Source organism: Staphylococcus sp. GDY8P45P (assembly GCF_017892745.1).
In the GTDB taxonomy this organism is placed as follows: domain Bacteria; phylum Bacillota; class Bacilli; order Staphylococcales; family Staphylococcaceae; genus Staphylococcus; species Staphylococcus cohnii.
On record NZ_JAESLS010000022.1, the window covers coordinates 70,026 to 82,582 of the forward strand.

Annotated in this window: 13 protein-coding genes; 7 read left to right on the forward strand and 6 right to left on the reverse strand. The window is 31.3% G+C overall.

Annotation, left to right across the window (positions count from 1 at the left end):
- Positions 1 to 83: 83 nt before the first annotated feature.
- Positions 84 to 278 carry an SE1626 family protein gene (locus tag KA873_RS13095; RefSeq protein ID WP_064264599.1) on the reverse strand — a complete coding sequence of 65 codons (195 nt, stop codon included), beginning with the start codon at positions 276 to 278 and terminating at the stop codon, positions 84 to 86.
- A gap of 230 nt (positions 279 to 508) precedes the next feature.
- Complete coding sequence (locus tag KA873_RS13660; protein WP_224396387.1) at positions 509 to 604, reverse strand: Trp-rich small protein; 96 nt, start codon at positions 602 to 604, stop codon at positions 509 to 511.
- Positions 605 to 805: 201 nt separating this feature from the next.
- On the opposite strand from KA873_RS13660, the gene KA873_RS13100 reads away from it, so the two are divergent.
- A complete protein-coding gene (locus tag KA873_RS13100) occupies positions 806 to 2,098 on the forward strand; it encodes an aminotransferase class I/II-fold pyridoxal phosphate-dependent enzyme (protein ID WP_107505409.1) in 1,293 nt (430 codons plus the stop codon).
- Positions 2,099 to 2,143: 45 nt separating this feature from the next.
- Here KA873_RS13100 and KA873_RS13105 read toward each other — a convergent pair whose 3' ends face one another.
- The 3 genes from KA873_RS13105 to groES form a co-directional block, all read right to left on the reverse strand.
- Positions 2,144 to 2,611 (reverse strand): DinB family protein, encoded by a 468-nt coding sequence (locus KA873_RS13105; RefSeq protein ID WP_064264597.1) that lies wholly within the window; start codon positions 2,609 to 2,611, stop codon positions 2,144 to 2,146.
- A 404-nt stretch (positions 2,612 to 3,015) separates the two neighbouring features.
- A complete protein-coding gene (groL, locus tag KA873_RS13110; protein ID WP_210140566.1) occupies positions 3,016 to 4,638 on the reverse strand; it encodes a chaperonin GroEL in 1,623 nt (540 codons plus the stop codon).
- A 48-nt stretch (positions 4,639 to 4,686) separates the two neighbouring features.
- Positions 4,687 to 4,971 carry a co-chaperone GroES gene (gene groES, locus KA873_RS13115; RefSeq protein ID WP_019469562.1) on the reverse strand — a complete coding sequence of 95 codons (285 nt, stop codon included), beginning with the start codon at positions 4,969 to 4,971 and terminating at the stop codon, positions 4,687 to 4,689.
- A 176-nt stretch (positions 4,972 to 5,147) separates the two neighbouring features.
- Between groES and mroQ the strand changes: the two genes are divergently transcribed.
- A complete protein-coding gene (gene mroQ, locus KA873_RS13120; RefSeq protein WP_064264595.1) occupies positions 5,148 to 5,891 on the forward strand; it encodes an intramembrane glutamic endopeptidase MroQ in 744 nt (247 codons plus the stop codon).
- Positions 5,892 to 5,971: 80 nt separating this feature from the next.
- Here mroQ and KA873_RS13125 read toward each other — a convergent pair whose 3' ends face one another.
- Entirely contained in the window at positions 5,972 to 7,942 is a 1,971-nt protein-coding gene (locus KA873_RS13125; protein WP_107505337.1) for an SdrH family protein, read from the reverse strand.
- A 193-nt stretch (positions 7,943 to 8,135) separates the two neighbouring features.
- On the opposite strand from KA873_RS13125, the gene KA873_RS13130 reads away from it, so the two are divergent.
- The 5 genes from KA873_RS13130 (at position 8,136) to agrC (ending at position 12,549) form a co-directional block, all read left to right on the forward strand.
- Entirely contained in the window at positions 8,136 to 8,765 is a 630-nt protein-coding gene (locus KA873_RS13130; RefSeq protein ID WP_107505336.1) for a nitroreductase family protein, read from the forward strand.
- 228 nt (positions 8,766 to 8,993) lie between these two features.
- Positions 8,994 to 9,779 carry a carbon-nitrogen family hydrolase gene (locus KA873_RS13135; RefSeq protein ID WP_107505335.1) on the forward strand — a complete coding sequence of 262 codons (786 nt, stop codon included), beginning with the start codon at positions 8,994 to 8,996 and terminating at the stop codon, positions 9,777 to 9,779.
- Between the two features lie 737 nt (positions 9,780 to 10,516).
- Positions 10,517 to 11,086: an accessory gene regulator AgrB gene (locus KA873_RS13140; RefSeq protein WP_107505416.1), complete on the forward strand. Its 570-nt coding sequence runs from the start codon at positions 10,517 to 10,519 to the stop codon at positions 11,084 to 11,086.
- Positions 11,087 to 11,088: 2 nt separating this feature from the next.
- A complete protein-coding gene (gene agrD, locus KA873_RS13145; RefSeq protein WP_107505417.1) occupies positions 11,089 to 11,226 on the forward strand; it encodes a cyclic lactone autoinducer peptide AgrD in 138 nt (45 codons plus the stop codon).
- A gap of 27 nt (positions 11,227 to 11,253) precedes the next feature.
- Positions 11,254 to 12,549, forward strand: coding sequence for a quorum-sensing sensor histidine kinase AgrC (agrC, locus tag KA873_RS13150; RefSeq protein ID WP_107521353.1), 1,296 nt, complete (start codon positions 11,254 to 11,256; stop codon positions 12,547 to 12,549).
- Positions 12,550 to 12,557: the final 8 nt, after the last annotated feature.

Below are 12,557 nucleotides of genomic sequence, written 5' to 3' on the forward strand. Positions count from 1 at the left end.
ATTTAAAATAAAAAAAAGACTAACCCACATAAAATGGTCAGCCTTATCCAATATGAAAGAGAGAGATGTCTCACTCTTATTACTTATTTCTTTTTATTATTTTGATTATTTTTTTTGCGTCTATCATTACTTCTATTTATAAATGCACAAATCATAAACATAATTGCTGCAATTAATAATTTTATGCCTGAATTTTCATGTCCAGTAGCCTGTAAATAGTAACCAACGACAAATAATACAATAGCAATAATCACAAATATTTTTGTTAAATGCTTCACTATACTCACCTCAAATAATTACATTGTATCAAAATTTACTCACAATTTCTAAAACTCATTCATACTATTCTAATTTTAAAATTATCTTATTATTAATTTGCATTACATGCAATAGAATATATTGTTTGCAGTTTATACTTGGCGGTGCTAAAATATAATTGTATCCACGAATTATACTACACAACCCCAAGTCTGATAGCGCAGACTTGGGGTTTTTTGTGTAAGGCCACCTATTTGTCTTTCCACTTATTTTCTAACCAAACACGGAATACAACAAGTAAGCCACCTGTTATTAAAGTTACTAAAATTTCTTGCCACCACGTAATCATACTACACCCCCCACAAAAAAAGTACCATGTAGGATTTTGATGGCCTATCTATATTCTAACATAAAACAGAACACCTGTTCGCATAAAATGACCTTAAATTTATATTTTTCTTATAAAATGTTTGCAACGCTTTAATTTTGACTGATTTCAAGATAATATAGTTATATCATTTAAAAAGTAAAGAGAGGTTAACAAACTATGAATCCTTTAGCTTTAGATTTAAACGAGCAATTATCTAAATCCAATCCAGAAATTGCAGATATGCTTTCTGATTTAGGCAAATTAATGTATTATCCAAAAGGCATTTTATCACAATCCGCAGAAGCGAAAGCTACTAAATATAATGCCACAATCGGTATGGCAACATATAAAGATAGTAAAATGTATGCTGAAACGTTAAATGATATGTTCAATCATTTAGAACCAAATGACATCTTTCCGTACGCACCTCCTCAAGGTTTAGAAGCACTTCGTGATTTATGGCAACAAAAAATGTTGAAAGACAATCCTGATTTAACTGCGAACCACATGACAAGACCTATTGTTACAAATGCATTGACACACGGTCTATCTATTGTAGGAGATATGTTCGTTGATAGCGGTGACACAATTTTACTACCATCACATAATTGGGGTAACTATAAACTAGTATATAGTACAAGACATAGTGCTGAAATTGAAACATATGATATCTTCGATGAGCACGGACATTTTACCACTGAACAGCTTGTTCATACTTTAGAACAATATGACAAAGATAAAGTTATTTTAATCCTAAATTATCCTAATAACCCAACTGGCTACACGCCTACTAAAGATGAAGTAGCCGTTATTGTCGATGCCATCAAATCACTTGCAGAGCGTGGTACTAATGTTATTGCATTAATAGATGACGCTTACTATGGTTTATTCTATGAAGATGTTTACACGCAATCTCTATTTACTGCATTAACAAATTTACATTTACCTAATTTATTACCTATCCGTTTAGATGGAGCTACTAAAGAATTCTTTGCATGGGGATTACGCGTAGGCTTTATCAGTTTTGGTGTTAACGCTCCTATTACAAAGCAAGTCTTAGAAGCCAAAGTAAAAGGATTAATTAGAAGTAATATTTCTAGTGGACCTATGCCCTCTCAAAGTGCAGTTAAATATGTACTTGAAAACCATGATCAATTTGATAAAGAAATTCAAAAGAATATTGATACATTAAATGCGAGATACCAAACTACAAAATCTGTTGTTTATGACGAAAAATATTCAACATATTGGCAACCCTATGATTTTAACTCTGGATACTTTATGGCGCTTAAAGTTAAAAATGTTAATCCAGAACAATTGCGTAAGCATTTAATCGAAAATTATTCTATTGGTATAATTGCATTAAATGATTCTGACATTAGAATTGCTTTTAGTTGTGTAGAAAAAGATGATATCCCTCATGTCTTTGATTCAATAGCTAAAGCCATTTCTGATTTACAAAATGTATAAAAAAAAGATGAAATTGCTATGAATAGCAATTTCATCTTTTTTAATTTATTGTTGTTGTTTTAAAACACGTGACATTTCTTCAATTTTACCAGCATGTAAAGGAATATGAATGGCATTTAATACCAACAATTCATCCAATGTATTACAACCTGCGATTGTTTCAGTTAATTCTGTTTGTAGTTCTTCATCTGAAAGTTTTTGAGCGCGCTCTGGTAATGTCTGTAAATCGTTCAATATTTCATCAATTTTTGGTATTGTTTCATCTCCCCAATTTTCTGGTGATGAACCATAACCAAATAAGCGTGTGTATTGTTCTATATCAACTGTATTTTTATCATATAGAGATAAAGCAGATTCAAATATAGTTAAAACATGACCATATTGCCAATGTATTGTATTTGGAAATAAATCAATTTTATCGTCCAATACTTGGTCATTATTCCAATTATCATAACCTGAAATTAAATAATTAACACCCATATCAATAACATCATATACTGATTTCTTAGTCATAATTTAATTCCCTCCACTCTTCAAATATCGTGCAGCTAAAATATGTTGCAACTATTAAAACTTACACCCACTCTCTACCCTTTTATTTAATACTTATTCACATTACTAAAATTATTAACAATGAATATTATGATTATTAAGCCCTTCACATTAATTCAAAATTCTGATATAAACTATAAGTAAAAAGCTTGTACTAACATTTTATTATCATTAATTTTCAAGATTTATAACATTTTTATTTTTGCTTTAATCTAAACTGTGATATAAAATAAGACGCTTCTCAAAAAGGTTTATGCTTAATGAGAAACGTCAATGATTAACTTCAATGAAGTTTGATTTTAAATTTCTATATTATTTTGTCATGTCAACCAACTAACATTGATGTAATAACCTCAATAGCTATATTACATCATTCCTGGCATACCGCCCATACCTGGTTGTGGGTCATTGTTATTTTCTTCAGGAATATTGGCTACGACTGCTTCAGTTGTTAAGAACATTGCTGCAACACTTGCTGCGTGTTGAAGCGAAGAGCGTGTTACTTTAGTTGGGTCTACGATACCAGCTTCAAGCATATTTACCCATTCATTAGTAGCCGCATTAAAGCCAACGCCAACTTCTGAATTTTTAAGTCTTTCAACTATAATTGAGCCTTCTAAACCAGCATTCTCTGCTATTTGACGTACAGGAGCTTCTAAAGCTTTTAAGACAATATTAACCCCAGTAGCTACATCGTCTTCAGCTTCAATTTTCGATACTTTATCAAAAATGTTAATAAATGCTGTGCCACCGCCTGCTACGATGCCTTCTTCAACAGCAGCTCTTGTAGAATTTAAAGCATCTTCAATACGTAATTTACGTTCTTTTAATTCTGTTTCACTTGCAGCACCAACTTTAATTACTGCAACACCGCCTGCTAATTTTGCTAAACGTTCTTGTAATTTTTCTCTATCAAAATCAGAATCAGTTTCTTCAATTTGTGATTTAATTTGACTTACTCTTGCATCGATATTGTTTTGATCACCATCACCATCGACAACTGTAGTATTGTCTTTAGTAATTTCAGCTTTGTTAGCAGTACCAAGCATATCAATTGATGCATCTTTAAGTTCTAGGCCTAAATCGTCAGTAATCACTTGTGCACCTGTTAAAATTGCTAAATCTTCTAACATAGCTTTACGACGATCACCAAATCCAGGCGCTTTTACTGCTACTGCTGTGAATGTACCACGCATACGGTTTAAGACTATATTTGTTAATGCGTCGCCTTCAACGTCATCAGCTACAATTAAAATTGGACGATTAGCTTGAACCACTTGTTCTAATAACGGTAAAATATCTTGGAAAGATGAAATCTTTTTATCTGTAATTAAAATATACGGTCTTTCTAACTCTGCAACCATCTTATCTGAATCTGTGACCATATATGGAGATTGATAACCTCTGTCGAATTGCATACCCTCTACAACTTCTAATTCAGTATTAAAGCCACTTGACTCTTCAATTGTAATAACACCGTCATTTCCAACTTTTTCCATTGCTTCAGAAATATATTTACCAATTTCTTCATCAGCTGCTGAAATAGAACCAACTTGAGCGATTTCATTTTTATTATCTACATTTTGTGAAATTTCATGTAAAGCTTCAATCGCTACTTCTACAGCTTTGTCGATACCTTGACGTAATCCAACTGGATTAGCACCACTTGTAACATTTTTTAAACCTTCTTGAATCATTGCTTGTGCTAATACAGTAGCTGTTGTTGTACCATCACCAGCGATTTCATTTGTTTTATTTGCTACTTCTTGTACTAATTTAGCACCCATATTTTCATAAGGATCTTCTAATTCAATTTCTTTTGCAATCGTTACACCATCATTAGTAATTAATGGTGAAGTGTACTCTTTATCTAATACAACATTACGCCCTTTAGGACCAATTGTAACTTTAACAGCATTTGCTAATTTATCTACACCTCTTAGCATAGATTGACGTGCATCTTCAGAGAATTTTAAATCTTTAGCCATATTTCTTAACCTCCATGTTGTTAGTATGATTTATCGTTTTATAATTTATTATTCAATAATTGCTAAAATATCATCTTCGTTAAGGATTAAATATGTTTCGTCTCCACGTTTAACTTCTGTGCCAGCATATTGTTGAAAAACAACGTTATCGCCTTCGTTCACTTCAGGAGCAACTCGAGAACCATCTTTTAAAATACGTCCTGCACCTACTGCAATTATCGTACCTTCATTTGACTTCTCTTTAGCGCTATCTGTTAATACAATACCACTTTTTGTTGTTTGCTCTTGTTCTATTTTTTGAATAATTACTCGGTTACCTAATGGTTTTAACATTGATTGTTCCTCCTTAGAATTGGAAATCTTTAGCACTTCATTACCTTGAGTGCTAATCTAATTTCTATAATAATCAAAGTTGGTCAACATTTCAAGTTAAAACCATCGTTGTATATTTTGTGTGTGACGATAATTTACGCTAAAATAAGATATAAACTATTTTTTGGAGGTTCATTATGTCTCGTTTGTGGGTATCCATATTGACATTAATTATTTATGGTCTAGCGCAATATGGTGTTATATTTTTACATATGGCAGGTTTTTTCAACAATTTAAGTGGTAAATCGTTAATGTTTACCAATATTTATACACAAGTTATTTTATTTATAATCGCATCAATCATTATCATTATAATCAATAATTTCATTGCTAATCCAACACAATTAGAACAACGAACAAAAGAAAAGAAACGCTACGCAATATTATGGGCGCTCGTTGGATATGTTTGTGTTATGGTCTATCAAATTATTGCTAATTTAATTAATATGTTCGTATTAGGTGGTCCACAATCAAGTCCAAATACTGAAAGGTTAATGAAAGTAGCTCAGGATATTCCCGTCTTCATTATTTTAATTTCAGTCGTAGGTCCAATCCTCGAGGAATATGTATTTAGAAAAGTTATTTTTGGTGAGTTATATCAACTTATGAAAGGTAATAAAACCCTAAAATTCATAGTAGCTTCAGTAGTAAGTTCTATTATATTTAGTGCTGCACATGGTGATCCAGCCTTCTTCATCATTTACTTTGGTATGGGAATGATTTTTTCAGGGTTATACGCTTTTACAAAACGCATATGGGTACCTATTGCTGTACATATGATGCAAAATGGTTTTGTGGTAATAATTCAAGTTTTAATTGGCCCAGAAAAAATAAAAGAATTACAAGAAACTACTTCTTTTATTTTCAGTCTTATTATTTAACAAATTTGGAAATAACTTCTATGCTCAAAATAAAGGACTAATCCATACTATTGAATGGATTAGTCCTTTTTATATTTCAATTATTCATTATTTTTATTTTTACGATGAACAAAGTAACCAACTACGACACCAATAAATATCATAAAAATAGCTGTTATTAAAGCGAATAAAGTACGTTCAAATTTTATATCGATAGTATTTTTTGAATTTTTGTCTGCAGTTTCAGTCATTTCTTCATCGCTGCTAGAGTGATACTCATATTTACCTGAAGCACTTTCCGTTTTTGGATTTTTTAAATCTGGCATTGATCCAATTTCACCAGTAATCAAAGCTAATACTTGATTATCCAAATTTTGATAATAATCTTGTGATTTCAAAGGATTAAAATACTGAAATTTAAAATAATTCGTTCCTTTCTGTAACTCATTTAAAAAAGCATTATCATCAAATCGTTGTGGTCTAAGAATGGATAAAATATCTCTGTTAGAGATTTTTTGTTCACCATTATTTAATTGTTTTACTTGGTTTACGACAAAAGGATTATATTTAAACGAACCGGTAGACATTTGATTAAATCTATTTAAAATTTGACGATCACTATTTGTACTGCTCGACGTTTGACTTGTATCTTGTTTAACTGACAAGTCTCCATAATTTATTTCATTTTGATTTTTGTTTGGTTGCGTATTTTCACTTGGTCTTTTTAAGTTTGGTCGTGTAGGGTTTGAAGGTTTGACTGGTTGTGTTGGCTGATACGCATCGCCATTACCACTTCTATGGTTTCCATTACTTGGTTTATTTGGGTAATGTGTTTGTGGAGGTGTCAAATTCGGTCGGTCTGGATTTGTCGGTACGCCTGTTCCTCCATTGGAACCAGATGTACTTCCTTCACTTGGATTATCTGGTTTTGATGACGTGCCTCCCCCATCATTAGGTCGATCAGGAGTCGTCGGTACACCTGTTCCTCCATTTGAACCAGACGTATCTCCATTACTTGGTTTGTCTGGTTTTGGCGACGTGCCTCCACCTCCATTTGGTCGGCCTGGGTTCGTTGGTTCGTCTGTCCCTTCATTTGTACCAGAGTTATCTCCATCGTTTGAATCAGACGTGCCTTCATCACTTGATCCATCTGGTTCTGATGGTGTACTCTCATCATCTTCGTTTGGTTTGTCTGGTTTTGATGGCTCTCCTGTATTATCGTCTTCACTTGAATCAGACGTGTCTCCATCGCTTGGTTCGTCTGTCCCTTCATTTGTACCAGTGTTATCTCCATCATTTGAATCAGACGTATCTTCATCACTTGGTTCATCTGGTTCTGATGGTGTACTCTCATCTTCATTTGGTTGATCTGGTGTTGATGGCTCCTCTGTATTATCGTCTTCACTTGAACCTGATGTGTCTCCATCACTTGGATTGTCTGGTTCTGATGGCGTACTTTCATCTTCGTTTGGTTGATCTGGTGTTGATGGCTCTCCTGTATTATCGTCTTCACTTGAATCAGACGTGTCACCATCGCTCGGTTCATCTGTCCCTTCATTTGTACCAGAATTATCTCCATCACTTGAATCAGACGTGTCTTCATCACTTGGATTGTCTGGTTCTGATGGTGTGCTTTCATCTTCGTTTGGTTCATCTGGTGTTGTTGGCTCTCCTGTATTATCGTCTTCACTTAAATCAGACGTGTCTCCATCGTTTGGTTCATCTGGTTGAACTGGTGTATCAGTACCTTCATTATTAAATACGTCATCGTCTACTGATTTTTCTTTTTCACCTGAATTTAATTTATCAGCTGACAACTCATTTTTTATTGTATTATTGTTTTCAACGTTAGTGTCAAAATTTTCTTTACCATCTGTGCTATAAAGGTCGGAAATTGAAGGTACAAAATTTGAACGTCCCATGTCATCATTTCCAGCTAAAACATCTTTTGTATCAGTTGATATATTATTATTTTGATCTTCAGCTGCCTGAATCGGTTTTGATAATAAAGAAGCACTTATAGCAAAAGCGAAGCTAGAAACTAATATTTTATTCATTTTATACCCTTTCATTTTCTCACCTCCATAGTAATAAACCTTATATTCATTATAATTATATTAGAAAGCTCACTTTTTTTCATTAAATAGATGGTTATTGAAAGGAAAAAGTAATAAATCTGAAATTTTTTGTAAAAAGCCTATTTACAAAATCTGATATAATTATTATACTAGATATATATTTTGAATTAATAAAGGAGCTACTATAATGGGATTATTCACTAAAAAATCAAAAGATTTAGATGCATTTCAAAAAGCAATAGAAACGAGACGTACAATTTATAGTTTAAATAAAGAAATTTCAATTTCTGATAAAGAAGTTGAAAATATAATTGAACATGCAATTAAACATGTACCCTCTTCATTTAACTCACAATCTACACGTATTGTTTTATTATTAAATGATAATCATGATAAATTCTGGGAAATCACAAAAGAAGAACTAAAAAATACAATGGGACCTGATCGCGATTTCCAACCTACCGCTGATAAAATTGATAATTTTAAACATTCATACGGTACAGTTTTATACTTTGAAGATGAAGAAGTCATCGAAAGTTTACAAAATCAAATGCCTAACTATGCAGAAAACTTTGCAATCTGGTCAAGCCAAACAAACGCTATGCATCAATTCGCTATTTGGACAGCACTAAGTACTGAAGGTATCGGTGCTTCATTACAACATTATAACCCACTTGTAGACGTAGCAGTATCTGAAGCTTTTGATATTCCTAAAACTTGGAAACTTATGGCACAAATGCCTTTCGGTAATATTCGTGAAGAAGCTAGCGAAAAAGAATTTAATGATATAGATAAACGCTTCCTTATAAAAAAGTAAAAAATTAAATATCTACAGAATGACAAGATATTTTACATCCACCATCAAAAAACATAGACAAAAATAAATTTATTTATATACGTTTATATAACTATCATTATATGAGGCAAAGACTTTCATGTCTTCGCCTCTTTTTTATACTTGCTTTATAATACTATTAACCAAATTTTGAATTTTCTAAATATATTTAGTATATTTAGTCTAACACTAATACAAGGGGTGAAATTGATGAATATAGAAATCTTTCAACTTAAAATTGAACCAGCAAATGTTTCATTTAATGAAACAACCATTAAAAATTGGTTCTCTAATTATGTAACAACTGAAACAGATGTTGTTGTATTGCCAGAAATGTGGAATAACGGATATGCCTTACCCCAATTAAACAAACTAGCTGATCAACAGTTATCACGAAGTTTTGAATTTATTTCAAAATTAGCTATACAATATCAAGTAGATATTGTAGCAGGTTCTGTGTCTAATATTATGAAAGAAAATGTATATAACACTGCCTTTGCAGTATCGAAACAAGGCTATTTAATCAATAGTTACGATAAGGTACACCTCGTCCCGATGCTAGATGAGCCACTCTTTATGAGTCCAGGTAACGCTGTGCCTGAGCCTTTTTCACTTTCTAACGGAGTGAAAATTGCACAAAATATTTGTTATGACTTACGTTTTCCTGAAATATTACGTTATCCAGCACGTAAAGGTGCAGAAATCGCATTTTATGTAGCGCAGTGGCCAAGTGTTAGATTAGACCATTGGATTGCTTTACTAAAAGCACGTGCGATAGAAAATGATATGTTTGTCGTCGGTTGTAACACCTGTGGTGATGATGGTAAAACTGAGTATGCTGGTAACTCAATGATTATTAATCCAAATGGTGAAATTATAGATCAACTCAATGACAAAGAAGGAAGATTAAGTTGTTCACTAAATTTAGATGAGGTTGTCAAACAACGTGAAGCAATACCAGTCTTTAAAAATTTGAGACCACACCTTTATAAATAAACATAAAAAAACCGTGAGCTTGGGAGGGACTCACGGTTTTTTGTAACTTATTATTAAGGGAATGTTTTATACAGTTATTTCTCTATCTATTTTTTGGGGATGTTATTAATTATGAAAAAAATTAGTGAATTTACCGATTAAAATGATAAATTGAATGATGTTTACGATAGCTTACATGTTTAAATTTTAAATTGTCTCTGTTATAGACAAAGTTAAAATAGATTTGATTTGAGACTGGGAAAGGTCTACAAATACAAATTTAAGGGATTTGCTTAACGTATTAAGCGAGTTGTGTACTAATCTAGTACTATTTTACGAAACCACTAGCTATTACTGAAAAGGTTCTTGTCACAACATCAGCCTCCTCTTGTCCGTATTCAAAGAAATGAAACCGACAACTAAACTTGTAACTCCAATAACTATACGAAGATACAGTTACAATTTAGTAAAGTCAATTAGACTCCTGCTCAAAAGCCTAATTAACATCTTCATTTAAACGGTTAAGTCTAAATAATTTTATCACTTCTTTGTGATACAAGTATATTAAACCATGGATTTCTAGAATTGCGTTTAATAATTCCTAACTCGTTATATTTCATACTTATTTGTTAAGAATTATATGTTAAAATTAAAAAGATAAGAAATTCAAACAGTTAGGAATACAAAACTTACAGTTAAGCAATGAGACGCCTAAAATATAATTAAAATTGTATAATACGGGTGAGGAGAGAATAGCCATGTCAAGGGGAATTGATAACAAAATTGAAAACTTAGCACGATATCTTCAACAAAGAAATAATCTTGATCATCTTGAGTTCCTAAAACTCCGTTTAGGCATGCAAGTTTTTGTTAGCAATCTTGCGAAAACTATTGTAGTTTATGGCATTTCAATCCTTTGCCATATATTTTTATACACTCTAACTGTACACTTATCTTATTATTTGATTAGACAGTATGCACACGGTGCACATGCGAAGTCATCGCTTTCGTGTCATATTCAAAACATTGTTTTATTTGTTTTACTGCCATGGTTTATTGGGTATATAAAAGTGGATATTATACTAATGTATATACTTGCTTTATTAGGTTTTATTATTTTAGTTATTTATGCACCTTCAGCAACTAAAAAACAACCGATTCCAATAAAACTTAGAAAAGGTAAAAAAATTAAAACAATCGTTGTAACTTTATTATTATTGTGTGTTTCATTAATCTTTAAGGAGCCGTATTCACAATTTGTGCTTTTAGGCATTACACTTATTGCGTTTGCACAACTCCCGATATTTTTTCCTAAGGAGGATGTTTAGATATGCATATTTTTGAATCTATTGTAAACTTATTCGTTAAATTTTTTAGTGTTTTAGGAGCAGTTTCAGGTGGAAAAGTTTGTAGTGCTTTTTTTGATGAACCAGAAGTTCCGAAAGAAATAACAGATTTATACAAATAATCTATTCATTAGAAAGAGTGTATAAGTATGGTAGTTTTTAATTCCGTAGTATTAGCATCGATTCAAGCAGTACTATTATTTTTTAATATTAAGACTTTAACAAATATAAAATATGTTTTTAGGGATTATATCGCAATGATTTGCATTATAATCCCTTCAACTGTTCTTTATTACTTTTTCAATGAAAAAGCAACCATTTTTTTATTGATAGCTATCGTTATATTTATGTATAGAAGAAAGCAAACCATAGGTGTCGTTGCAGCATTGATCAGTTTTTTCATCTTATATATGGCTAACTTCATTTCTATTTGGCTAGCTACTCAATTAATAGAAGTTATCACATTAAATTATATTTTTAGTTCATTCTATGCAGTAAGTTTTATCTTAATTGCAATAAGTTTAGGATACATAATAAAGTATTTTTTTATAAAAATGTCAACTTCATTTTTATCTTTAAATAAAATATATCTTTCAATTGTATGCTTGTTTTTACTCACAGTTTTACTGTTAATTTATTTTTATTTACCAAATTCCATTTTATCATTTTCAGATATTAAATTTGTTGTAATCATGTATGCAGTGGTCATTATTACTACTGCTATTTTAATCATTACTATTTCCTTCAGCATTATACGACAAATTCAATATAAACGTAATATCAAAGAAATAGAAAATTATTATAAATATACGTTGCAAATTGAAAAAATTAATAATGAGATGCGTAAATTTCGACATGACTATGTTAATATACTTTCAACATTATCTGATTATATCCGAGAAGACGATATGGAAGGTTTACGTAAGTATTTTAATGAAGAAATCATACCAATGCAAGATAATATGCAAATGAAAACACTTAAAATTAATGGCATTGAAAATTTAAAAGTTCGTGAAATTAAAGGTTTATTAACAACTAAAATATTACAAGCTCAAGAAAAAAATATAAGATTGAGCATTGAAGTTCCAGAACCAATTGAAAAAATTGATATGCCTATTATCAATTTAAGTAGAGTTATTGGTATTTTATTAGACAATGCCATAGAAGCATCAGAAAAAATTGAAGATGACCCTTTAATTCGCATTGCTTTTATCAAAAATGAAGATGATTCAGTGATGTTTATCATCATGAATAAATGTAAACCTGATATGCCTAGAGTGCATACTTTATTCCAAGAAAACTACTCAACAAAAGGAAAAAATCGTGGTTTAGGATTATCTAACTTAAAGGAAATAACCGATGCAACTTCCAATGTTTTATTAGATACAACTATTGATAATAATTACTTTATCCAAAAAGTAGAAATATTAAATTCTAATTCATAAGGATGTGT

What these genes read in the sequence shown, in the direction of transcription:
- KA873_RS13140 (WP_107505416.1), top strand. Translation starts at nt 10,517, where the DNA reads ATGTCAAGGGGAATTGATAACAAAATTGAAAACTTAGCACGATATCTT.
- agrD (WP_107505417.1), top strand. Translation starts at nt 11,089, where the DNA reads ATGCATATTTTTGAATCTATTGTAAACTTATTCGTTAAATTTTTTAGT.
- agrC (WP_107521353.1), top strand. Translation starts at nt 11,254, where the DNA reads ATGGTAGTTTTTAATTCCGTAGTATTAGCATCGATTCAAGCAGTACTA.
- mroQ (WP_064264595.1), top strand. Translation starts at nt 5,148, where the DNA reads ATGTCTCGTTTGTGGGTATCCATATTGACATTAATTATTTATGGTCTA.
- KA873_RS13130 (WP_107505336.1), top strand. Translation starts at nt 8,136, where the DNA reads ATGGGATTATTCACTAAAAAATCAAAAGATTTAGATGCATTTCAAAAA.
- KA873_RS13135 (WP_107505335.1), top strand. Translation starts at nt 8,994, where the DNA reads ATGAATATAGAAATCTTTCAACTTAAAATTGAACCAGCAAATGTTTCA.
- KA873_RS13125 (WP_107505337.1), bottom strand. Translation starts at nt 7,942, where the DNA reads ATGAAAGGGTATAAAATGAATAAAATATTAGTTTCTAGCTTCGCTTTT.
- KA873_RS13100 (WP_107505409.1), top strand. Translation starts at nt 806, where the DNA reads ATGAATCCTTTAGCTTTAGATTTAAACGAGCAATTATCTAAATCCAAT.
- groL (WP_210140566.1), bottom strand. Translation starts at nt 4,638, where the DNA reads ATGGCTAAAGATTTAAAATTCTCTGAAGATGCACGTCAATCTATGCTA.
- groES (WP_019469562.1), bottom strand. Translation starts at nt 4,971, where the DNA reads ATGTTAAAACCATTAGGTAACCGAGTAATTATTCAAAAAATAGAACAA.
- KA873_RS13105 (WP_064264597.1), bottom strand. Translation starts at nt 2,611, where the DNA reads ATGACTAAGAAATCAGTATATGATGTTATTGATATGGGTGTTAATTAT.